This window comes from Microvirga sp. RSM25 (assembly GCF_044784385.1).
Lineage (GTDB): Bacteria > Pseudomonadota > Alphaproteobacteria > Rhizobiales > Beijerinckiaceae > Microvirga > Microvirga tunisiensis.
In genome coordinates, this window is sequence record NZ_CP173039.1 from 69,089 (window position 1) to 91,836 (window position 22,748).

Here is a 22,748-nt window from a genome sequence, read left to right on the forward strand (position 1 = left end):
ACGCATCATGACCACATCTCCCCGCTCCAACTGGAACTACCCCACCGCCATCCGCTTCGGCGCAGGCCGCATCGCGGAACTCGCCGAGGGCTGCAAGGTCGTCGGCATGTCGGCGCCCCTCATCGTCACCGATCCGTTCCTGGCGACCCAGCCCATGACGAAGGCGGCTTTGGATCAGCTGACGGGCGCCGGCCTGAGGGCCGCGATCTTCTCGGACATCAAGCCGAACCCGGTCGAGACCAATGTCTACAAGGGTCTTGAGGCTCTGAAAGCTGGAAAGCACGACGGGGTCGTAGCCTTCGGCGGCGGCTCGGCGCTCGATGCCGGCAAGGTCATCGCCTTCATGGCGGACCAGACTCGTCCCATGTGGGACTTCGAGGATATCGGCGATTGGTGGACCCGCGCCGACCCGAACGGCATTCTCCCGATCATCGCCGTCCCGACGACGGCGGGCACGGGTTCCGAAGTCGGCCGCGCCGGCGTGATCACGCAGGAAGCCACCCACACCAAGAAGGTGATCTTCCATCCATTGATGATGCCGAAGATCGTGATCTGCGATCCGGAGCTCACGGTCGGCATGCCGCAGCACATCACGGCGGGCACGGGACTCGATGCGCTCGCGCATTGCATCGAGGCCTATTGCGCACCGGGCTATCACCCGATGGCGGACGGCATCGCAGTCGAGGGCATCCGCCTCGTGAAGGAATACCTGCCGCGGGCGTACAAGGACGGAAAGGATATTGAAGCCCGCGCCCAGATGATGTCGGCCGCCGCCATGGGCGCCACCGCGTTCCAGAAGGGACTGGGTGCGATCCACGCCCTCTCGCATCCGACCGGCGCGCTCTACGACACCCACCACGGCCTGACCAATGCGGTCTTCATGCCGTATGTGCTGGTCTACAACCGCAAGGCCATCGAGACACGGATCGAACGACTCGCCGCCTTTATCGGCCTGGAACCTTCGTTCCAGGCCTTCCTCGATTGGGTGCTGCAACTACGTAAGGATCTTGGCGTACCGCACACCTTAGAAGGCCTGAAGGTCGATGCGGCTCGTTTCGACGAAATGTCCGAGATGGCGCCCAACGATCCCACCGCCGGCGGCAATCCGGTGCCGATCGCCAAGGACAGCGCCCGCAAGCTCTTCGAGGATGCGCTGGCCGGGCGTCTCTGACGAATTGCCCGCTATAAAATGACAAAGGCACCGCTGTTCGCTGCAGCGGTGCCTTTTCCTTTGAGGGATATCGGTCGGCGTTTAAGCGGCAGCCTTCAGGGGAGTCTTGCGCTCGGCCCGGAGCGATTTGAGCGCTTCCGTCCAGCGGAAGAGTTCGTCGAGCATCGTGGCCGCCGAGGTCTTGTAGATGTCGGGAGCGTTGAGATTGCCGGTCTCGTCCAGGTTCTGGAACACCATCGGCATGGGCACGCCTTCCGGAATCGGCATCATCTTCAGGGTCGTGACGATCTGCTTCGCCACCTGAACCGAACGCAGACCGCCCGAAATGCCGCCATAGCTCACGAAGCCGACGGGAGTGTAGTTCCATTCGCGGGACAGGTAGTTGAGCGCGTTCACGAGAGCCGGGGGCGGAGCGTAGTTGTACTCCGGCGTCACGAATACGAAGGCATCGGCGGCGCTCACACTCGCGGCCCAAGCCTTGGTATGGGCATGGCGGTAGTTCTGCTTCATCGGGTGCTCGGGCTCGTCGAAGACGGGCAGGTTGAAATCCGCCAGATCGACCAGAACAGGCTCGAACTTGCCATGCTCGGCCGTGTAGTCGCTGAACCATCGGGCGATGCTGGGGCCGATCCGGCCAGGGCGGGTGCTGCCGATGATGATGTGAAGCTTGGGCTTCATGACATGTCCTTGGTTTGCATTCGAAGGCCGGAACCCTTAAGTTCCGTTTTGTAACCGAGGCTCATTAAGTAACTTCCTGAGCATCGCGCAAGGAGGCACTTTCATGTCACCCAGTCACATCCATGTTCCCACCGACTGTCGGACGGTGACGGAGATCCTGTCGCGCGTCGGCGACAAGTGGAGCGTCCAGGTCGTCGTCCAGATGGGCGAGGGACCTAAGAGATTCAACGAGTTACGCCGTAGCGTGACCGGGATCTCGCAACGCATGCTGACCCTGACGCTGCGCGGATTGGAGCGAGACGGGCTCGTTACGCGCACCGTCTACCCGACCATTCCGCCCCGAGTGGATTACCAGCTCACAGGGCTGGGTTGCTCCCTGCTCAAGACTGTGCGGGGCTTGGGCGAGTGGGCGATCCAGAATCGGGACGAGATCCTGGAGGCACGCCGACGCTTCGATGAAGGCGATACCGGCTCCGGGACCGGCCTTCGGCAGTTCGACGCCGCTTGAGAGATTTCAGGAGGCGGCCCTGTGCTCCAGGATTTCCCAGAGGGCCCGGTCGTGGAAGGTCACGATGGCCCCATCGGCCCCGATCTCCCTCATCTCGTCTCGGGTCAGCCCGGTCAGAACACCGAAAGAGAACAGGCCGGCGGCCTTGGCGGCCCTCATGCCTGATGGCGAATCCTCGAAGGCGACCGCCTCTTCGGCCTTGATGCCGAGCCGCGCCAGCGCCGTCAGATAGGGCAGGGGATCGGGCTTGCCACGCTCGACGTCTTCGATGGTGATCTGGACGGGAAAGCGCTCCGCCAGCCCCAGCACGTCCAGCATGTGATCCGCGTTGAGGCGCGGCGCGTTGGTGACGAGGGCGACCTTGATGCCGCGCGCTTCGGCCCAGTCGAGCAACTCGAGGAGGCCCTCCAACGGTTTCAGCTCCATAGCCATGCGGCGGAAGGTGGCTTCCTTCTCATCGGCATAGGCTTCGTGCTCCTCGACCGGCAGATGGGGCAGGAGAGAAGCAAAGATCGCCTCGTTGGTGCGCCCGATGATCTTGGAGCGGTAGATCTCCTCGTTGATGTCGACGCCCTCGGCTTTCAGAACCTCGGCAAAGGCCTCCAGGTGGACAGGGTCGCTGTGAACCAATGTTCCATCCATATCGAAGATCAGAGCTTTGAGCATCGGGCCGTCTCTCAACAATGTCGGGTCTCAGGGCGAGGGAATAGACCGCTTCGCCCCGGAAGGCACCCCGTTGGAATTGCAACCCTGCTCTATACATAATCGGGGACCTGATAAACCGTATAAAGCGTGATCCCCCTGATGGTTCGCATTCTTTCCCGCCTGTCCGACGAGATATCCCGATGCGGGTGATCGACAGGCTCAGGCTTCTTTACGAGGGCGATACGCCGGAAGCGCATCAGTTTCGCTACGCACTTCTGGTCTTCGACGTGACGACGATCCTTTTCATCGTCGTCACGTCCTTCCTGCCGCGCTCACCGGCTTTCGAGTGGATGGACGTGATCATCGGCTTGATCGTTCTGGCGGACTTCTCGGTGCGCCTTGCGATCAGCCGAACGCCATGGCGGGATCTGGCCTATCCAACGACTCTGGCGGATATTGCGGCCATCGTGTCCTTTCTCGCCCCGGTCGTCGGAGAGGGCATAGGCTTCCTGAGGGTTCTGCGGACACTTCGGCTGCTGCGCACCTATCAGCTGCTCGCCCGCCTGCGGGCCGACAGCGTGTTCTTCCGGCGCAACGAAGACCTGATCATCGCTGCGGTCAACCTCGGCGTCTTCATCTTCATCATGACCGGCTTCGTCTACGAGACGCAGCGCTGGACGAACACGAAGATCGGCAACTACATCGATGCGCTGTATTTCACCATTGCGGCGCTCACCACCACGGGATTCGGCGATATCACCCTGACCGGAACGCTGGGACACCTGATCTCTGTCGTGATCATGATCTGCGGCGTCACGCTCTTCCTGCGTCTCGTGCAGGTGCTGCTCAGACCCGACAAGGTACGCTTTCCCTGCCCCGTCTGTGCTCTGCAGCGGCACGATCGCGATGCAGTCCACTGCAAGGCCTGCGGCACGGTCCTCAACATTCCGGATGAAGGGGCAATCTGAAGGCGCTAGAGCTGCTTCCACTTGCGTAGAAACATCTCTCCTCTTGGTCCGCCGCATTTCTTAACGGCGAACCGGATCCACGTGGCCGAAAAACGCTCAATTCCTTAAACGGCTCATCGTTGGCGTGGAAAGCCGGATCCGCTTTTCCGTACGATGCTTTAGGCGTCCGGAACGATAGCGACGCCGCGCTGTGTCGTGAACGAGATTGACACGGGCGTGCCCGGAGTAATCGGCTCCTTGCGTCCGTATTGGACGACGAACAGGTTCCCGATGGCGCTCTCTACCTCGTATTCCACCTGCGTGCCGAGATAAGAGGCTTTTCGCACTGTCCCGGTCAGCGCGCCGGCGACGGAGGCTGACTCGTCGAGGAGGATTGCGTCGGGCCGGACGGCAAGTTTGACAGGTCCTTGGCTGGCGTTTCTGTGAGGAAGCTGGAGGCTTAAATTGCCGATATTCACCTGTGCCGTAGGTCCCGCAATGCTCACCAGATCGCCGTTGATGATGTTGGCGTCACCGATGAAGTCGGCGACGAACAGGTTGGCCGGCTCTTCATAAAGCTCACGCGGTGCACCGGTCTGGGCGATACGAGCGTTCGACATGACGATGATGTGGTCGGAGACAGCGAGCGCCTCCTCCTGATCGTGCGTCACGTAGGCCACGGTGAGATTGAGGCTCTGCTGCAGTTCGCGGATATCCTCGCGTACCCTCCGGCGCAGCTTGGCGTCGAGATTCGACAAAGGCTCGTCAAAAAGCAGAACCTGCGGTTCCAGCACGAGTGCGCGGGCCACCGCCACGCGCTGCTGCTGTCCGCCGGACAGCTCGGAGGGTGCGCGCTTCTCCAGGCCCTTGAGGCCTATCAGCGATAGCTTTTCCATGGCCATCTCGTAGGCGTCCTTCTTGGAGACGCCCTGCACGGAAGGTCCATAGGCCACGTTCTCCAGCACCGACATGTGCGGAAAGAGTGCGTAGGACTGGAACACCATGCTCACGTCCCGGTCGGCGGCGGAGAGGTTCGTCACGTCACGCCCTCCGATCAGGATCTGGCCTTCGCTCGCCATCTCGAGGCCGGCGATCATGCGCAAAGTCGTGGTCTTTCCGCAGCCGGAAGGGCCGAGCAGGGTTACGAGCTGGCCCGGTTCGATGGTGAAGGAAATATCGTCCACCGCGGTGACGCTGCCGTAGTGCTTCGTCACGTTGCGGAACTGCACCGAAGCAGCTTGCTTCTTGGAGGCCGCGGGGCGGGATAGGGAATGAATGGACGACATCTTGTTCATGGGACCGCCTGCACGGCAACGGGGGAAGGAGCGATGCTCGCGCTGCGGCGCCCGAGGCGCCGCTCGCCGACGGCCAGCTGGATCGCCACAATGGCGAGCAGCATGACAAGGATGAGCACGGTGGAATAGGCAATCGCAAGGCCGAACTCGCCTGCCTCGACCCGGCCGACGATGTAGGTCGTCGCCATATTGTACTCGGCGGTGACGAGGAAGATCACCGCGCTCACGGCCGTCATGGCGCGCACGAAGGAATACACGAGAGAGGCGACGATGGCCGGTCTCAGCAGCGGCAGCACTACGCGGCGCATGGTGGTCCACGAGCCGGCACCCAGCGTCAACGAGGCTTCATCGAGGCTCTTGTCGATCTGGCTCAAGGTGGCGATGCCGGAGCGCACGCCCACCGGCATGTTGCGGAATACGAAGCACATCACGAGGATGAAGCCGGTTCCGGTAATTTCGATCGGCGGCACGTTGAAGGCCAGGATGTAGGACACGCCGACGACCGTGCCGGGAATCGCAAAGCTCAGGAGCGTGCCGAACTCGAAGGCGCGCTGGCCGGAGAAACGCTGGCGGGTGAGAAGATAGGCGGTGAGCAGTCCGATGGCCGCGGTCAGCGGCGCCGAGAGCGCGGCCACTCTCACGGTCGCAAAAAATGAGTCCCAGGCCGAACCCGAGAAGTAGAGGCCCGAACTGGAGCGCTCCACCCGGAAGGCTGTCAGGAAATGCTCGAAGGTCGGCGTATAGTCGCGACCCATAGAGCGCACGAAGGCGCCGACCACGATGATCGCATAAATGGCGACGGTGAAGATCGCCCAAGGCAATGCCGCGAGGTAGGAGGCCAGCGCCACCCGCCGCGGCAGCGGCAGCGGAATGCCGGCGTCGCCCTTTCCCGTGACTGTTGTGTAGACCTTCTTGCCGAGCCAGGCATGCTGGAGCCAGAAGGCCCCGAGCGTGAACGCCAGCAGGATGATGGACAGCACGGCCGCGCGGCCCTGATCCTGCTGCGCGCCGACGACGGCGAAGAAGATCTTCGTGGAGAGCACCTCGTAGTTTCCGCCAAGCACCAGCGGATTGCCGAAATCGGCCAGGCTTTCCACGAAACCGAGGAGGAAGGCGTTGGCGAGACCCGGTCGCATGAGCGGCAGCGTCACGGTCCAGAAGGTCGTCCAGCTCTTCGCACGCAGGGTTTGCGAGGCTTCTTCGAGTGTCGGGCTGATACCCTGCACCACGCCGATGAGGACGAGGAACGCAATCGGCGTGAAGGCGAGAAGCTGTGCGATGAGAACGCCGGGAAGTCCGTAGATCCAGCGTGAGCGCGGCACGCCGAACCACTCCCACAGCACCGCGGAGAGAGCCCCCGAGCGGCCGAAGAGCAGGATCAGGGCCAGGCCGATCACGAAAGGCGGCGTGATGATGGGCAGAACGCTCATCAGGCGCAGAAGCTTCTTGAACCGGAAATCCGTCCGGGTCGCGATGAGAGCGAAGGCAAGGCCGAGAGCCGTCGTGCCGACGCCCACGAGCAGCCCGAGGAAGAGCGTATTCCACGCCACGCCGCAGCGCAGGCCGCTCGACAGGCAATCCAGACCCCAGATCGACCGATCAAGGAACTTCACGAAGAATTCGTAAGGGGCGAAGTCGCCGCTGTTGTCGGCGAAGGCGCTTGCGAGAATAGTCGAGACCGGGAAGAACACGAAGACAAAGATCAGGGCAATGACGACGCCGATGGAGGAGGTGACGAAGGCATCGCCCCGGCACCAGCCGCGCGCCGCAAGGCCGTGGCACAGGATGATGAGGAAAGCGGCCGCCGTCAGAGCAGCGCCATAGCCCATTCCGGCCTGGCTTGGACCCGGCTCACCGAAGAGGTCCTTCAGAGCATCCATGGTCCAGCCGTTGAGGCCGATGGAAAACCCTTGCAGAACGATGAGGGTGAGACCGAGAAGTCCCGATGCGATGAGCCAGCTGCCGTTGGGTTGAGCCGAGGGACGGATCACGGGGACCAGGGACAAGCACAAGGGCGCCAGGATCGGCAGGAGCCACCACGTGCCCTTGAGGCCATGAATCAGGGCCGATCCGCTGACGAAATAATCGGAGAGGGTCGGGATGGCAGTGCGGTCGAAGCCGTACCAAGGCAGGAGGGCAAAGCCGACCCAGCCCAGAACGATCCAGCCAAGGGTTGCCCGTGACATCTTCTGTCCTCGCCTCAAGACCGATGCGGGCTCGGTCCTTATTATGATCAGAGTATCGATGTGCTTCGGCGCAGCGGTCCTCCGGTGCGCCGAAGCATATTTTAAGTCCGCCTATTTCGGCAGGTTCTTCACCTCGTTGTCCCACTTGGACAGGAGGCGCTTGCGCTCGGCCGAGGAGCCGTATTTCGCGAAATCGAAATTGATCAGCTTGATGTCGCTGAGCTTCGGAGCCTGCGGCGGAATCGGTGTGCTCTTGTTCGAGGGCACTTGGTACGACTTGGCTTCTGCGCCGAGCTTCTGCGCGTCGGCGGTGAGCGCCCAGTCGTAGAACTTCTTGGCGTTGTCTAGGTTCTTGGCACCCTTGATGACCGACATGGAGCCGATTTCGTAGCCCGTTCCCTCGCAAGGGGCGACGACCTTCACGGGCGCCTTGTCGACGACCATCGTCACGATATCGTGCATGAAGGCGATGCCGGCGGTCGTCTCTCCGAGCGCCATGGCCTTGGCCGGGGCAGCGCCCGACTTGGTGTATTGATTGACGTTCTTGTGCAGGGCCTTGAGATATTCGAAGCCTTTGTCCTCGCCCATGATCTGCACGATGGTGGCGAGAAGCGTGTAGGCCGTGCCGGAGGAGTTCGGATCCGCGACCTGCACCTCGTCCTTCAGCTCGGGCTTCAGCAGATCCGCCCAGCATTTCGGCTCGCCGATCTTGTTCGATTGCGCGAGCTCCGTGTTGTAGCCGAAGCCGAGCGCCCCGGAATAGATGCCGACGGTGCGGCCCTTGGATTGCTCCCACTGGCGCACGGCCCAGTCCTGCAATTCGCCCATTTTCGGCGACTTGTACTCTTCGGTGATGCCCTCTTCTGCCGCCTGCATGTGCGGGTCGCCCGTGCCACCCCACCAGATGTCGGCGCGAGGATTGGCAGCCTCCGCCTTGACCTGAGCGTAGACCTCGCCTGCGCTCTTACGGGTCATCGAGACCTTGATGCCCGTCTCACGCTCAAAGGCAGTCGTCATGGCGCGGCACCATTCCTCCTGCACGCCGCAATACATCACCAGCGCGCCTTGCGCCTGGGCCGCTCCTGCGGACATGAAAGACAGGGCCGTCATGGTGCCTGCCAGCATGGTTGCCGCAGCGAGATTCTTCTTCACGTTCATTCGATCCTCCCAAAGAGCCGTTTCTATTATTGGTTGGTCGGCTAAGCTCCCCCCATTGCGACGGCGGGTCAAGAGCCTAGCCGGTGCTTCAAATCTGAATCTTTAGAATAAGATGCCGTCTCATGGCGTCTTCGCGATCCCGGTCGCCTGGGTGAGTGCATCGGCCAGTTCCGGCGTGCAGGCCAGAACGGGATTGCCTTTCCTGAGGCCGTCCTTTGCCAGGAAGTCGTTGGTCCAGCCTCCAGCCTCTTCGATGATCAGAAGGCCGGCCAGGGCATCCCAGGAATTGATGTGGAGCTCGCAATAGGCATCGATGCGACCGTCCGCAACGTAAGCCAAGCCCAGCGTACCCGATCCCGCCCGGCGCACATTGGCACCGGCCGTCTTCAGCTTGTCGATGACGGCGATATAGGGCTCGGGCGGCAGGCGCGAGGACCAGCCTGCTTCCACGGTGGCCTGATTCATATTGGCGAGGCCGCTCACACGGATGGTCTCGCCATTGAGGATGGCGCCCCGGCCGCGTTGAGCCGTGTAGAGCTCGGCATGCATCACATCATAGATCACCCCGATCTCGACCCGTCCCTCACGCACGAAGGCAATGGAGATGGCAAAGTGCGGGATGCCGCGGGCGAAATTCGCCGTGCCGTCGATAGGATCCACCACCCAGACGTCGCGCTCGAAGGAGCCGCCACCTTCCTCGCCGAAGAAGGAATCGCCGGGAAACAGCTCGCTCAGACGGCTGCGGATCAGCTCTTCTACCTCCGCATCGGTGGCTGTCAGGAAATCCTGCGGGCCCTTGAAATCCGGCCGCTGCGATCGCGGCCGTTCCAGAAAGCGCTTGCGCGCCAGCACGCCCGCCTCCCTGGCGATGGCGCAGGCGGCTGCAAATCTCATGTCCAGGCTGTCTGTCGTCATCGGGTTGGAACATCCTTCTGGATCAAATGCGGGGTTTCCACTGTTATGAGGCGGTCATGGATCTTTGAGAGGATGGAGAATCGTATGAGGCCGAGGCCGACGGTGTTCCCAATTCCTCTCAAATTGACCCTTTCTTAGCCGGCTCAAATCACTTACGTTACAAACTATCTCGTTAGGAGTCCTACTCTCGTCGAATGCCCCAGACAGCAAAAGAAGAACTCAGCCAGGTTGCGGCACTCCCCTTCCGGATCAAGGACGGCAAGATCGAGGTGCTCCTCGTCACGTCGCGCGAGACCAAGCGCTGGCTGATTCCCAAGGGCTGGCCCATGAAAGGCAAGAAGCCTCACAAGGCGGCCGCGCAGGAGGCCGAGGAGGAGGCTGGCGTCAAGGGCGAGATCAAGAACAAGCCACTCGGCTCCTACGATTACTGGAAGCGTCGGGCCGCGCATTTCGATCTGTGCCGCGTCAACGTCTACCCGCTCGAGGTCTCCAAACAACTCAAGTCCTGGCGCGAGAAAGGGCAGCGTCAGGCCCAGTGGTTCGAGGTTGAAGAGGCAGCTCATCAGGTCCTGGAGCCCGCTTTGGCCGAGCTCATCCGCAGCCTTCCCGAACACGTCTGACGGCCTCGTCCCAACGAGGTAGAACGTAGATTTTAGGGCGATTCAGGGAACGCAAAGCTCCTCAAGAAGTCTTTCCTGTGACGAAAGCGGTCAAGCGGCGGAGCTTGACCATTTCCAGGCATGTGAGGAGATTTCGATGAAGGCGCTTGTTTGGCATGGCACCACCGATATCCGTTGCGATTCGGTTCCCGATCCACAGATCGAGCATCCGCGCGACGCGATCATCAAGGTGACGAGCTGCGCCATCTGCGGCTCCGATCTTCACCTCTACGATCATTTCATGCCGGGGATGAAATCCGGTGACATCATGGGCCATGAGACCATGGGCGAGGTCGTAGAGGTCGGTGCCGAGTCCAGAGGCAAGCTCAAGGTCGGCGACCGGGTGGTGATCCCATTCACCATCATCTGCGGCGAGTGCGAGCAGTGCAAGCGCGGCAATTTCTCGGTGTGCGAGCGGACGAACCGCAACGGCCATATCGCCGCCAAGGCCTTTGGGCACACGACGGCGGGTCTGTTCGGCTACACGCATCTGACCGGCGGCTATCCGGGCGGGCAGGCCGAGTATCTGCGCGTGCCCTTCGCCGACTCCACCCACATCAAGGTGCCGGACGGCGTTCCGGACGAGAAACTTCTCTTCCTCAGCGACATTTTTCCGACAGGATGGCAAGCGGCCGTCCAGTGCGACATCCAACCCACGGACACGGTCGCGATCTGGGGCGCAGGTCCCGTGGGCCAGATGGCGATCCGCAGCGCCATACTCCTTGGCGCCAAACAGGTCGTGGTGATCGACCGGGTTCCCGAGCGCCTCGCCATGGCAGAGGCGGGCGGCGCCATCACGATCAATTTTGACGAGGAGAGCGTGATCGAGCGGCTCAACGAGCTCACCAAAGGTAAGGGTCCCGAGAAGTGCATCGACGCTGTCGGCATGGAGGCACATGCCACCGCGACGATCGATTCCATGTACGATCGGGTGAAGCAGGCCACCATGATGGAGACGGATCGTCCGCATGTGCTGCGTGAGATGGCCTATGTCTGCCGCCCGGCCGGGACGCTCTCGATTCCTGGTGTCTATGGCGGCTTACTCGACAAGATCCCCTTCGGGGCGATCATGAACAAGGGGCTCACCATCCGCACGGGCCAGACGCATGTGAACCGCTGGACCGATGATCTCCTGCGCCGCATCGAGGAAGGTCAGATCGATCCGTCGTTCGTCATCACACATACGGTTTCTCTCGATGAGGGACCGGACATGTACAAGGTCTTCCGTGACAAGCAGGATGGCTGCATCAAGGTCGTACTCAAACCCTGATAGGTGAGATCATGCGCTACGAAACTGAAAAAACGCGCCGCCGTGGTCACGCCGACACGGCGACCGACACCCTGGCCCGCGGGCTCGGCCTGTTTTCCATCGCTCTCGGCATCGCCGAAGTCGCAGCGCCTCGCGCACTGGCACGAGCGCTCGGCATGAAAGGGCAAGAGGGGCTGATTGCTGGCTATGGTGTTCGCGAAATCGCAACCGGCATTGGCATTCTGGCCTCGAAGGATCCGACACCTTGGGTCTGGGGGCGTGTCGCCGGCGACGGGCTCGACCTTGCAACGCTGGCGACGGCCCTTGAGGGCAACAACCCGAAGAAGGGTAATGTCGGCATCGCGATGGCGGCTGTGGCCGGCGTGACGGCGCTGGACGTTTATTGCGCTCAAACCCTGAGCCGCGAAAGCCCGCATCCGTTGCCGCCGATGCAGGATTATTCCGATCGCACCGGTTATCCCCGTGGGATTGAGCAGAGTCATGGTGCGGCCCGGGATTTCGAGGTGCCGAGCGATTTCCGCACGCCGGAGGCGCTGCGGCCCTATACGCAGCCGGAGCCATCTCGACATCCTCAGCCGTCCATGTAACTTCGCGGCATGACAAAGCCGCAGGTTTTTACCATTGGATACGAGGGAGCGGATGTGGACCGCTTCCTCACCACCTTGAAGGATGCGGGAGTCGGCGCCCTCGCGGATGTGCGTGCCGTCGCGCTCTCACGCAAGCGCGGTTTCTCCAAATCGGCCCTGCGGGATGCTCTAACGAATCAGGGCATCGGCTACCAGCATTTCATCAAACTCGGAACGCCGAAGGAGGGGCGTCAGGCGGCTCGTGCCGGTGACGGCGAATTGATGCGCCGGATCTATTGCAACGAGGTTCTGGCGACCGAACCGGCTCAGGAGGCTTTTCGCGAGTTGGAGGCACTGGCGCAGGCCCAACCGATCTGCCTTCTCTGCTTCGAGCGCGATCCCGCCGATTGCCATCGCCGCGTGCTGGCGCAGCGACTCGCCGAAAGAGGCTTCGAGACGGTGGATCTGACGGTTCTCTGACGCTACAAGATGAATCCTGCGCAGGGAGGCAAGGGGCGGTCATGCAGGCAATCGTCACGGCGGTGAGCAGTAGCCCCGGCCACAGCTTCAGCAAATCCAATCGGGGCGTTATCCGCCTCCTGGCCGGTCTCGGCGTCGAGGGCGATGCTCACCTTGGCACGACCGTCAAGCACCGCTCGCGGGTGGCCAAGGACCCGAGCCAGCCGAATTTGCGGCAGGTTCACCTGATCCATGCCGAACTGCACGACGAACTTCGTGAAGTGGGCTTCAACGTTTCCGCCGGCGACATGGGCGAAAACGTCACGACGCGCGGCATCGATCTGCTCGGCCTGCCGGCGGGCGCGCGCCTGCTCATCGGCCCGAGCGCCGTGATCGAGGTGACGGGACTGCGCAACCCTTGTGTCCAGATCGATCGCTTTCAGAAGGGACTCATGAAGGCCGTACTCGGCAAGGACGAGCACGGAAACCTCGTCCGTAAATCCGGAATCATGGCGATCGTCCTCGAAGGAGGTGAGGTGAGATCGGGTGATGCCATTCGGGTGGAGTTGCCGCTCGGACCGCACCGGGCGCTCGAGGTCGTCTAGAGCATCATCCAAAAGCGGGAGGCACTTCTGGGGTCCCGCCGATGCTCACTTTCCTAACTGTCGCACCGTTGAGCGGACTTCCGGTTCCGCACGATGCGTTAGAGCCTCAGATCGGGCTGAAACAAAAGTGCGGTTGCCAAGTTGAACGAACTGCACTACCTTGGGCCTAGGTTTAATTTCTAGAGAGGGAGGACTGCATGGCTTTTATCCGCTTGCTGAACGTTCCTCCCGCGTCCGAACTTTAGGTCGGACCAGGTGGGGCTCCAAGGCCCGGCAAACCTTATCAAGCTTTCACAATCTATGATCTTTGAGCGACATCGGACGCTGTAAGCAGCGGTTCCCCTGTCGCTCCTCAAATTCCGGGGAGAGGTGTGCGCTCCGAGCGCCGCCTGTTCGCTTCCATGAGCCAGCAAACGAAGAGCGGGGACGCCACCCGCGATGTCTTGAAATTCACGTTTCGGCACTGGCGCGAAGAACCGCGTTACGTGGTGCTGATCGTCGTTACCATGATGGTCTCGACGCTGGCCGATGTATTCATGCCCGTCTTCGCGGGACGTCTCGTCGATGCCATCGCCATGGGCGCCAACGACCGTGAGGCCGCCCTTCACGCAGCGCTCGTCTCCTTCGCCTTCATGACAGGCCTCGGCCTGCTCACGATCGTCATGCGCCATCTGGCCTTTTATGGCATCGTGGAGCTGACGCTGCGGGTGATGGGGCGCGTGGCGCAGGATGCGTTTGCCCGTGTCCAGCGCTTTTCGACCGACTGGCATGCGAACTCCTTTGCCGGCTCCACCGTGCGCAAGATCACCCGCGGTATGTGGGCGCTGGACCTGATGCACGACACGCTCCTGCTCGCGTTGCTGCCTTCGCTCACAGTGCTCGCCGGCTCGATGATCGTGCTGGGTCTGCGCTGGCCGGTGATGGGCTTCGTCATCGGAGGGAGCGCGCTCGCCTACATCGTCATGACGGGCTTCCTGGCGACCCGCTATGTCGCGCCCGCGGCGCGGCTGGCCAATGCTTGGGATACGCGCGTCGGCGGCACCCTGGCCGATGCTTTGAGCTGCAATCCCGTCGTAAAGGCTTTCGGAGCCGAGGTGCGTGAGGACCAGCGCCTCACCTGGGTGCTGCGCAAGTGGCAGAACCGCACCCGCCGCCTCTGGCAGCGCGGCACCAACAGCGGAACGGTGCAGTTCATCGCCCTGCTCGGCATCCGTGCCGCCATCATCGGCACGGCCATCTGGCTGTGGTGGCAGAACCGCGCAACGCCAGGCGATCTTGCCTATGTGCTCACGACGTACTTCGTAATCCACGGCTACCTGCGTGACGTCGGCATGCACATCAACAACCTGCGCCGTTCGGTGAACGACATGGAGGAACTCGTCGAGATCCACCGGGAGCGCATCGGCGTGCCGGATCGTCCCGGCGCGAAGCCGATCCGCATTTCGCGCGGCGAGGTCTCGTTCGACCGTGTCACGTTCCACTATGCGGGACATGACACGCCGCTCTACCGGGATCTGTCCCTGACGGTCCGGGCGGGCGAGCGCGTCGGCCTCGTGGGCCCCTCGGGATCAGGCAAGACGACCCTCGTCAAGCTGATCCAGCGTCTCTACGACGTGACGGGTGGGCAGATCCTGATCGACGGGCAGAACATCGCTCAAGCCGAGCAGGCGTCCTTGCGTTCGCAGATCGCCATCGTGCAGCAGGAGCCCATTCTGTTCCACCGTACGCTGGCCGAGAACATCGCCTATGCCCGCCCGAATGCGTCTGTGGCGGAGATCGAGCGTGCGGCGCGGCTCGCCAATGCGCACGACTTCATCATGAGCCTGCCCAAAGGCTATTCGACCCTTGTGGGTGAGCGTGGCGTGAAGCTCTCGGGTGGCGAGCGCCAGAGGGTCGCAATCGCGCGCGCCTTCCTGGCTGATGCGCCCATCCTGATCCTGGACGAGGCGACCTCCGCGCTCGATTCGGAATCGGAGGCGCTGATCCAGCAGGCGATGGAGCGGCTCATGGTGGGGCGCACCTCCATCGTGATCGCGCACCGCCTTTCGACGGTGCGCGCCCTCGACCGCATCCTCGTGTTCGACAGAGGGCGGATGGTGGAGGAAGGTGATCACCTGACGCTCTATCGCAAGGGAGGTCTTTACCGCCGCCTCTGCGATCACCAGGGGCTGGATCTCACTAAGGGACCGCGGTCCGACATGGCTGCAGAATAAGGCGTCTGGACAAGCTATTCTGAAATTTCTGGCGCATCGTGCGGACCGGAAGTCCGCACGATGCGCCAGCCAAGAAGATGAGCATCGGACCCAAAAGTGGGTTCCACTTTTGGGTCCGATGCTTTAAGGGAAATCCCATGTTTGAAGTCAAAGACATCCCGAGTTCCGACAATAAGCGGGACTTCTATGCCTCTCTCGCCCAGCAACTCTCCGGACTTCTGGAGGGCGAGCCGGATGCGATCGCGAATGCGGCCAACATGTCGGCCCTGATCTACCAGTTCCTGCCGGATCTGAACTGGGCCGGGTTCTACTTCATGCGCGGGCCGGAGCTCGTTCTCGGCCCCTTCCAGGGCAAGACGGCCTGCGTGCGCATCGCGGTCGGTCGCGGCGTTTGCGGCACAGCGGTAGAGCGCAAGGAATCCATCGTGGTGCCGGACGTCAACGCCTTTACGGGTCACATCGCCTGCGACAGCGCCTCCCGCTCCGAACTCGTCGTGCCGCTCATCAAGGACGGCAAGGTGCTGGGCGTGCTCGATCTCGATAGCCCTAGCACGAACCGGTTCGACGAGGAGGACCGCGAGGGCTGCGAGAAACTGGTGCGGATCTATCTCAAGGCTTCCGAGCTCTCGCTTTAACCCTCAAAATGCAGCCCGCCTATATCGACACCTATTACAGCCGCACCGCCGCCACGTCGGAAGCCTATCCGCGGGCGGCGGGACGCATCCAGGCGGATGTCTGCATCGTCGGTGGTGGATTGGCCGGTCTGACAGCGGCTTTGAAGCTTGCACGCAGCGGACGCAAGGTCGTGCTGCTCGAAGCCCAGCGGGTGGCCTGGGGCGCCTCCGGCCGCAACGGCGGCTTTGTTTCCGCAGGTTATGCCACGGGGCTTGCCGCCATCGAGCGCCGTGCGGGACCTGATCAGGCACGGGAGCTGTTCCGCCTCTCCATGGAGGGCGTGGAGATCGTCCGCAGCAATATCGACGAACTCGGGATTCAGAATGCCCATCGGGTACCCGGCATTGCGAAGGCACTGCGTTACAACTCGCGCGGAGCCCTGCAGGCTGCAAGCGAACGCCAGCGGAGCGAGTTCGGATTGCAGCTCCGCTATGTGCCCCGTGATGAGGTGAGAGAGCTCTTCATTTCTCCCAAATATCACGAGGCGGTTCTGGACGAAGGCGCCTTCCACTTCCATCCGCTGAATTACGGACGTGCGCTGGCTCGCGAGGCGGCGCGACTGGGCGCTTCGATTCATGAGCATTCGTCGGTGACGGCGGCCGATCTCGACAGCGCACGCAAGGTCCTTCGCGCGGGGGATGCCGAAATTTCGACCGAGCATGTGGTGTTCGCAACGGGCGGCTATACCGGCGCCGTCTTGCCTGCGCTCAAGCGCGCGTTCCTGCCCATTGCCACTTACGTTCTGTTGAGCGAGCAGGCGCCGGAGCTGGTGCAAGGCGCCATTCGCACGCAGGCGGCCATTCTCGATGATCGCAGGGCAGGGGACTATTACCGACTGGTCGACGGCGGAAATAGGATCCTATGGGGTGGACGCATCACCACGCGCACGACCGATCCGCACGATATCGCAGCCCTTCTCCGGCGCGAGATGGTGACGACCTATCCGCAGCTGTCCGGCTTGAAGGTCGAGGTCGCTTGGTCGGGCCTTATGTCCTATGCCCGGCACCTGATGCCGCAGATCGGTCAATGGAAACAGGGGGTCTGGTACTGCACGGCCTTCGGCGGCCACGGTATGAACACGACGGCAGCTGGCGGGACGGTGATTGCGGAAGGAATAACTGCAGAAAGCGACCGCTATCGCCTGTTTGCGCCGTTCGATCTGGCATGGAATGGCGGCATCTTCGGCCGTGCCGCTGTTCAGCTCACTTACTGGAGCTATCAGGCCGCCGATGCGGCCAGGGAATTGCGCTCCCGCTGAAACGGCGGAAACGATACAAAATTACATCTTGGCGGCCGATGCCACGACCCAGAGGCAACTGAAGCTGAACGCGAGAGCGATCAGATTCATGAGATAGGCCAGAGCATCGTTGGCAGGGTGGCGTTTTTCCGTTTGTTCCATCGCGCTTCCTCTAAAGCCGGAAGGCCTTGCGATGTGGATTATGCCTAAGCTTGCTGTCTGTCCAGATGGTTAACCTATTATTCTTAGTCAGCCACCAATCGTGCCGTGGATTGTTCCGAGGCGCCGGCTTTCGCAGGAGCAGTCGTTGCCGCTGGAGAGGGGGTCTGCAATCCAGCACACGCCTTTCGGTGTCACGCAGGTGGCGCCCTGACGGGTTCCTGCCCGTGTCCGCTCATAGGCACGCATCCGATGCTCACGGAAATAAGTGCGCTCGTTCGAATGGAAGGGAGCAACGAGGTCCGTCTCGGGCAGCGACTTTTCGCTATCGGCCGCGAGAGCAAAGGTCGGAAGAACCAATCCGGCGAACATGGCAAGACAGGCGGCGATGGACGTTCTCATTCACGGCTCCCGGGGTCGAATCTGTTCAGCGGATGAAGCGACCCTCCTCGCATCATCGCTTGTCACGAGGCAACCCTGGTCCCCTGGGAGAGCCGATCACAAAAACCTGATCACAAATAAAAGTCGCCTTTCGACAACGTGAAGAGGCCTGCGACATTGATCTTGAAATCGGCAGTCCTATCGCCGTTCACGTCCACCCGACACGATGCCATCGGCAAAGCGCAACTCGCCGGCCTTGCCATGGAAGGCGGTTTTGCCGATAAAGGTGAATGCCTGATCGCTTGCGACCTTCGTATTCGCATCGATGCTGCGCAGATCGATACGATCGGATCCGCGATAGAAATCCTTGATCGTATCGACAGTGGATCTGCGGGAATCGCTCAAGGCCTGGAAAACAAAAGCATCTGCTCCGCTTCCGCCGATGAGCATGTCCTTCCCGCTCTGACCATAGAGCTTGTCGCCGCTTGAACCGCCCTCGAGCATATCGTTGCCGTTGCGCCCGTAGAGCGTATCCTTGCCGCCTTCGCCCTTGATCGTGTTGGACGCGCCGTTTCCGCGAAGCGTGTCGCCATAGGCGCTCCCGATAAGGCTCTCGATGCTCGAGTAGGTGTCGCCCAAAGCTTCGCCTCGGTTGCTCGACGAGGATTGGAGATCGGCCGTTACGGCCGCCTTCGCCGTGATGTAACTTGCGATATCGGTGCCCGTCCCGCCGTTGAGCACATCTTTGCCGCTTCCGCCGATCAGTACGTCGTTATCGCTCAGGCCATAGAGCTTGTCATCGCCGCCATTGCCGCGAAGCGTGTTGCTGGCCACGTTGCCCTTGATGACATCACTCGCGGAGCCGCCGGAGGCGTTCTCGATGAGAGAGAGCGTGTTGCCCTGATAGAGAAGGGCATTGGCGATGTTGCCAGCTGCGAGTTTGGAGCCATCCCAATGCAGCTTGGCGCGTTGCTCCTGGGACGTGGTCGTCCAAGCTCCAGGCTGGAGGTCGATCGATAGCTCGGTCGTGTAGTTGGTGAAGCTATAGGTATCGGAACCGCCCCCATCCCAGACGGTCAGTAGGATCTGGTTGTCGCCGGGGGCGCCCTGGCCGACACCGTTCATGAACATCTCGCCCGTTGTCGGGCTCCAGGTATAGGTCGTGTTGCCGTCGTTGGTCGCGTAATTCGCGCCGTAGATGTGCTGGATAGCGGCGATGTCGTACATCATGAGAGACTGGGCATAGCCCCAGGTCTCGTTGGTATAGCCCGTACTGGTTGAAGCGCCCGCATAGGAGCGGTAGCTCATCACGGTATATTCCATGCTGTCGCGATCCAGAGGCATATTGCCCTCGTGGGCATGCTCGAGCCCAAGGGCGTGCCCGATCTCGTGAACGAGGGTGAGATAGGCGTAGTTGCCCATGGCCGGGCTTGCATAGGTCTGGCTGGAATTGTTGACCCAGACATCGCCGCCGGTTGCATCCGTTGTCGGGAAATAGGCCCACGCCGTGCTGGGCAGGTCCGATTGTGCAAAACGCAGGTCGGCCGATGGCCCGCTCGCCCCGCCCCACTCCTGGAAGGTCAGATTGCTGACAGCCGAGTAGAGATTCAACGCCGAGCGCGTAATGGATTGCTGCGCGCCGTTGAACGCGCCAAATCCTTTCGCCGCCTCACCGTCTCCATAGGAAGAGCCGTATGAGGTAGGTGTCGCGGGAAAGCTGTATGTCAGGTTGCTCGGCACCCATTTGGTGCTGCCGAGAACGGCATCGATGTAGGCGTTTCCCGTTGAATTGTATGTCTCGACAGCAGGCATGATTCTTCAATCGAATAGAGCAGAAATTGATAAGGTTCGTGCGAGCTGCTGCCCGCCAGTGACAAGCAGCCTTGCTTTTGAAGAGTAAAGAACGTCTCTTCCAAAAAGCTTAAGCTTGCCGTCTGATCGCGCTTTCGTGCGAAGCGTTACAATAAATTACGATATATCATCTGACAGCCCCAGCGAGATTGCTTTATTTTGTTGATCTCGCGCGAACTTTATCGCTTCGGGAGGTGATAAGGGATTTTTGGCAGGACTAAAAGCGGACCTGCTTGAATATTGCCTCTTTCGACAACATGCCGCATCGCAGCGTTTTTTGTACGCTGTTCCTGAGTGCCGGCCTGCGCAGGGGCCTTCTTCGAACGGGTCTTAGGTGTCTCTATGAAGGAAGACGCTCGTTTCGCTTGTCGGAAGCTCGGGGGAGGTCTGGTTTGAAATGGATCTGCGGCTGAAGAGGTGGGGCGGCAACTCTGGCGCTTTTCCCACTCGCCTTTTTTCGGCGCGTTGCAATCGCCTCCTGAGCCAGGAGGCGAATATCCTCAAGCCGCCATTCCTCGCTCAGCCATGATCGACCGATTACTTTGAGAATCTTTTCGAGCGTCGCATAAGGATCTGCGATCTCAGGTGCAATGGCCGCGTTCTTCATGTTTTCCCCCTTATGCCGGGGGTTTTCCCCCAGTCATTCTGGCCGGAATGCCTGTCTCAAGGGACAAGTGTTCCTAAGTCCTGAGTATTGCAAAGCTGCAGCCTGAAAGAAACTGCACTTTTGGACAGGTTCCGGTGCTGAGGATCAGATTGAGGGCCCTCACCCAAGGTGAGGCTGCCGATGGAGATGAGGACACCAAGATGCCAATTGTGCATGCAAAAGTTCTTCTCGCTTTCATCCCGGCAACTCACCCTTGTGTGGCTGATAATACGCGGAAGAACACCGTCGAAAAATATATAACGGATCGTTAATAGATTGCTGTCTTGAATCCTTGAGAAGGCCGCGAGGCTTGCGAGGTTAATGCCTTACCGGCGACCGGCGCCAACTGCCTAGGCGCGATACCCCAAGGAAACTGCACGAATGCTGCAGCATTGGGTGCCGGTCGTTAGGTGCTGTCACAACGCCTCGGCATCGACCCGCAGCAATCCCTGGAGAAGCCGGCGATATGCGGCAGTGGCACGGCGTGATGTCGTGAGCGGGTCTTCGGAATTGGCGATCCACTGCGCAGCGTAGCATGAGGCTCCCGTAATCATACGCGCCGTTGCTTCCGGGTCGACATTGCGGATTACGCCTTCCGCCTGCAGTGTTTCCAAACTTGCCGTCATCGCTGCAATGCAGCCATCGGCAGTGGGCCAGGATGAAGGATCTCCCAACACCGCCGGACCATCACGTAGGATGATGCGCTGGATCTCAGGCTCAAGAGCCATCTCAATGTAGCCAATGCCCTCTTCGACGAAGCCTTCCCAGCGACTGGGCGCCTCAGCCGCGCGCTGCCTTAGTCGTTCGGCCATCTCAGCGTCGATCTGTAGGACAATGGCCTGGAACAGGCCCTGCTTATCCCGGAAGTGGTGATAGAGCGCTCCACGCGTCAGCCCCGCCTCGGCGGTGAAATCGTCCATCGATGCATCCGCATACCCCACCGTAGCAAAAGCCTTGCGCCCCGCAGCCAAGAGTTTGGCGCGGGTTTCGCTGATCATGTCGCTCCGTGTTCGGCGAGCCATCCATCCATCTATTCACATACGATACAAATGTCAATTGACATACGGTTCGTATGTCAGTATCTGACTTTACATACGCCACGTATGTAAGCCGTATGAGTGGCGTCTCCTCCAATTTCGAGGATGCATGGATATGTCTAACCCCTATGCAGAAATATTCCGGGCTCCAGGCGCCAAAGGATTTGCCGCGGCGGGCTTTCTCGCGCGCATGCCAATTGCCATGGCGCCGATTGGCATCGTCGCCATGCTCTCCCAGACCCATCGCGAGTACTGGCTCGCCGGTACCGTCTCGGCGGTCTATGCGCTGGCCAATGCCCTGATCTCCCCACAGATCTCGCGCGCGGTCGATCGCCTCGGGCAGACACGCATCCTGCTGCCGACCACGGTGATTGCGATCGCGGCATTCGCCCTGCTGATGCTGGCAGCCAACCGGAGTTGGCCGGTTTGGACCCTGTTCGCATCTGCCCTCTCGGCCGCGCTGATGCCCAGCTTTCCGGCGATGGTGCGAGCCCGCTGGAGCGAACTTTTCCGTGATCGGCCGGAGCTGAACACCGCCTTCGCCTTTGAATCCGCCGCCGACGAGCTGGTCTACATCGCCGGCGCCTCGCTGTCGGTAGGCCTCAGCGTTGCTCTCTTCCCAGAGGCAGGTTTGGTGGCCAGTACACTACTTCTGACGCTCGGCGCCGCGGCTTTCGTCGCGCAGCGCTCCACCGAACCCAGGGTGCAGATCGGCACCGAGGTGTCAGGCGGATCCGCCATCTGGCAGCGGCCGGTTCAGATCGTCACCCTCGCCTTGATCTTCGTTGGCGCAACCTTCGCAACCGCTGAAGTGAGCGCAGTCGCCATCACTGAAGATCTCGGTCAGCCTGGCGCCGCCAGTTTCGTGATCGGCGTGTATGCGGTGGGTTCGTTCGTCGTCGGTCTAGTCGTCGGCGCGCTGAATCTGAAAATGGCCCTGCAGCGCCAACTCGTCATCGCACTCACTGTCCTGGCCATAACAGCCTGGCCGCTGCTGTTCGTAAATACGGTGCCCATGCTGGCTCTGGCCGTCTTCGTTAGCGGCATCGCCATCTCTCCGACCTTCATCACGGCCTTTGGCCTGATCGAGCAGCGAGTCCCCGCCGCCATGCTCACGGAAGGCATTACATGGGTGATGACCGGCATAGGTATCGGCATGGCGCTGGGCTCCTTCGCCTCCGGCTGGATCGTCGACGCCTACGGGCCAAGCCACGGCTTCTGGGTCTCGGTTATGGCGGGCCTGTTAGCTCTGCTGACCGTACTCCTCGGGCAGAAGTCCCTCGCCAGCTCCGGTGTGCGATCTTCGGCCAGGGCCAGCGTTCAACCGGCCGAATGAGCCAAGCAATCAACTCACTGTCCCGTCGCACTGTCGGGACAGTCACCACGCCTTGGGTAGATCAACGACTTTTTTCATACCTACACTGCCCTTCGCGTGGGTGCACGATCATGCGTTTCCAGTGACTGAAGCAAACGAAGTCGGTGGCTCA

The 22,748-nt window shown here is 61.2% G+C and carries 21 protein-coding genes and 1 pseudogene; 12 read left to right on the top strand and 10 right to left on the bottom strand.

What is annotated here, in order from left to right; translation table 11 throughout:
- Positions 1 to 7: 7 nt before the first annotated feature.
- Positions 8 to 1,171 carry an iron-containing alcohol dehydrogenase gene (locus ACD578_RS00315; RefSeq protein ID WP_404289855.1) on the top strand — a complete coding sequence of 388 codons (1,164 nt, stop codon included), beginning with the start codon at positions 8 to 10 and terminating at the stop codon, positions 1,169 to 1,171.
- Between the two features lie 81 nt (positions 1,172 to 1,252).
- On the opposite strand, the gene ACD578_RS00320 is transcribed toward ACD578_RS00315, so the two are convergent.
- Positions 1,253 to 1,849, bottom strand: coding sequence for an NADPH-dependent FMN reductase (locus ACD578_RS00320; protein WP_404289857.1), 597 nt, complete (start codon positions 1,847 to 1,849; stop codon positions 1,253 to 1,255).
- A 103-nt stretch (positions 1,850 to 1,952) separates the two neighbouring features.
- Between ACD578_RS00320 and ACD578_RS00325 the strand changes: the two genes are divergently transcribed.
- Positions 1,953 to 2,357, top strand: coding sequence for a winged helix-turn-helix transcriptional regulator (locus ACD578_RS00325; RefSeq protein WP_404289859.1), 405 nt, complete (start codon positions 1,953 to 1,955; stop codon positions 2,355 to 2,357).
- 6 nt (positions 2,358 to 2,363) lie between these two features.
- Here ACD578_RS00325 and ACD578_RS00330 read toward each other — a convergent pair whose 3' ends face one another.
- A complete protein-coding gene (locus ACD578_RS00330; protein ID WP_404289861.1) occupies positions 2,364 to 3,023 on the bottom strand; it encodes an HAD family hydrolase in 660 nt (219 codons plus the stop codon).
- Positions 3,024 to 3,202: 179 nt separating this feature from the next.
- Here ACD578_RS00330 and ACD578_RS00335 point away from each other — a divergent pair, with 179 nt between their 5' ends.
- Positions 3,203 to 3,970 carry a potassium channel family protein gene (locus tag ACD578_RS00335; RefSeq protein ID WP_404289863.1) on the top strand — a complete coding sequence of 256 codons (768 nt, stop codon included), beginning with the start codon at positions 3,203 to 3,205 and terminating at the stop codon, positions 3,968 to 3,970.
- A gap of 158 nt (positions 3,971 to 4,128) precedes the next feature.
- Here ACD578_RS00335 and ACD578_RS00340 read toward each other — a convergent pair whose 3' ends face one another.
- From ACD578_RS00340 to ACD578_RS00355, 4 genes are all read right to left on the bottom strand, one after another.
- Positions 4,129 to 5,235, bottom strand: coding sequence for an ABC transporter ATP-binding protein (locus ACD578_RS00340; RefSeq protein ID WP_404293621.1), 1,107 nt, complete (start codon positions 5,233 to 5,235; stop codon positions 4,129 to 4,131).
- A gap of 5 nt (positions 5,236 to 5,240) precedes the next feature.
- Complete coding sequence (locus ACD578_RS00345; RefSeq protein ID WP_404289865.1) at positions 5,241 to 7,430, bottom strand: ABC transporter permease; 2,190 nt, start codon at positions 7,428 to 7,430, stop codon at positions 5,241 to 5,243.
- A gap of 111 nt (positions 7,431 to 7,541) precedes the next feature.
- Positions 7,542 to 8,588 (bottom strand): ABC transporter substrate-binding protein, encoded by a 1,047-nt coding sequence (locus ACD578_RS00350; RefSeq protein ID WP_404289867.1) that lies wholly within the window; start codon positions 8,586 to 8,588, stop codon positions 7,542 to 7,544.
- 120 nt (positions 8,589 to 8,708) lie between these two features.
- On the bottom strand, positions 8,709 to 9,503 hold the full coding sequence (locus tag ACD578_RS00355) for an inositol monophosphatase family protein (RefSeq protein WP_404289869.1): 795 nt from the start codon (positions 9,501 to 9,503) through the stop codon (positions 8,709 to 8,711).
- A 194-nt stretch (positions 9,504 to 9,697) separates the two neighbouring features.
- On the opposite strand from ACD578_RS00355, the gene ACD578_RS00360 reads away from it, so the two are divergent.
- From ACD578_RS00360 to ACD578_RS00395, 8 genes are all read left to right on the top strand, one after another.
- On the top strand, positions 9,698 to 10,123 hold the full coding sequence (locus ACD578_RS00360; protein WP_152712785.1) for an NUDIX hydrolase: 426 nt from the start codon (positions 9,698 to 9,700) through the stop codon (positions 10,121 to 10,123).
- A 136-nt stretch (positions 10,124 to 10,259) separates the two neighbouring features.
- Entirely contained in the window at positions 10,260 to 11,432 is a 1,173-nt protein-coding gene (locus ACD578_RS00365) for a zinc-dependent alcohol dehydrogenase (protein WP_404289872.1), read from the top strand.
- A gap of 11 nt (positions 11,433 to 11,443) precedes the next feature.
- Positions 11,444 to 12,019 (top strand): cyclase dehydrase, encoded by a 576-nt coding sequence (locus ACD578_RS00370; protein ID WP_404289874.1) that lies wholly within the window; start codon positions 11,444 to 11,446, stop codon positions 12,017 to 12,019.
- A gap of 9 nt (positions 12,020 to 12,028) precedes the next feature.
- On the top strand, positions 12,029 to 12,478 hold the full coding sequence (locus ACD578_RS00375) for a DUF488 family protein (protein WP_404289876.1): 450 nt from the start codon (positions 12,029 to 12,031) through the stop codon (positions 12,476 to 12,478).
- A gap of 41 nt (positions 12,479 to 12,519) precedes the next feature.
- Positions 12,520 to 13,062: an MOSC domain-containing protein gene (locus tag ACD578_RS00380; RefSeq protein ID WP_404289878.1), complete on the top strand. Its 543-nt coding sequence runs from the start codon at positions 12,520 to 12,522 to the stop codon at positions 13,060 to 13,062.
- 401 nt (positions 13,063 to 13,463) lie between these two features.
- Complete coding sequence (locus ACD578_RS00385; RefSeq protein WP_404289880.1) at positions 13,464 to 15,275, top strand: ABC transporter ATP-binding protein; 1,812 nt, start codon at positions 13,464 to 13,466, stop codon at positions 15,273 to 15,275.
- Between the two features lie 137 nt (positions 15,276 to 15,412).
- On the top strand, positions 15,413 to 15,910 hold the full coding sequence (locus ACD578_RS00390; RefSeq protein ID WP_404289882.1) for a GAF domain-containing protein: 498 nt from the start codon (positions 15,413 to 15,415) through the stop codon (positions 15,908 to 15,910).
- Between the two features lie 8 nt (positions 15,911 to 15,918).
- The gene (locus ACD578_RS00395) at positions 15,919 to 17,208 is read left to right on the top strand and encodes an NAD(P)/FAD-dependent oxidoreductase (protein WP_404289884.1); all 1,290 of its coding nucleotides are present in this window, start codon (positions 15,919 to 15,921) and stop codon (positions 17,206 to 17,208) included.
- A gap of 228 nt (positions 17,209 to 17,436) precedes the next feature.
- Here the strand turns inward: ACD578_RS00395 and ACD578_RS00400 are convergent, their stop codons facing one another.
- The 4 genes and pseudogenes from ACD578_RS00400 to ACD578_RS00415 form a co-directional block, all read right to left on the bottom strand.
- Entirely contained in the window at positions 17,437 to 17,748 is a 312-nt protein-coding gene (locus ACD578_RS00400; protein WP_404289886.1) for a hypothetical protein, read from the bottom strand.
- 110 nt (positions 17,749 to 17,858) lie between these two features.
- Positions 17,859 to 19,539 (bottom strand): annotated as a pseudogene (locus ACD578_RS00405) (M10 family metallopeptidase).
- 379 nt (positions 19,540 to 19,918) lie between these two features.
- Positions 19,919 to 20,185: a hypothetical protein gene (locus ACD578_RS00410; RefSeq protein WP_404289888.1), complete on the bottom strand. Its 267-nt coding sequence runs from the start codon at positions 20,183 to 20,185 to the stop codon at positions 19,919 to 19,921.
- A gap of 455 nt (positions 20,186 to 20,640) precedes the next feature.
- Positions 20,641 to 21,222, bottom strand: a complete 582-nt coding sequence (locus tag ACD578_RS00415; RefSeq protein WP_404289890.1) for a TetR/AcrR family transcriptional regulator — start codon at positions 21,220 to 21,222, stop codon at positions 20,641 to 20,643.
- Between the two features lie 154 nt (positions 21,223 to 21,376).
- Here ACD578_RS00415 and ACD578_RS00420 point away from each other — a divergent pair, with 154 nt between their 5' ends.
- Entirely contained in the window at positions 21,377 to 22,597 is a 1,221-nt protein-coding gene (locus ACD578_RS00420; protein ID WP_404289892.1) for an MFS transporter, read from the top strand.
- The last annotated feature ends 151 nt before the right edge of the window (positions 22,598 to 22,748 follow it).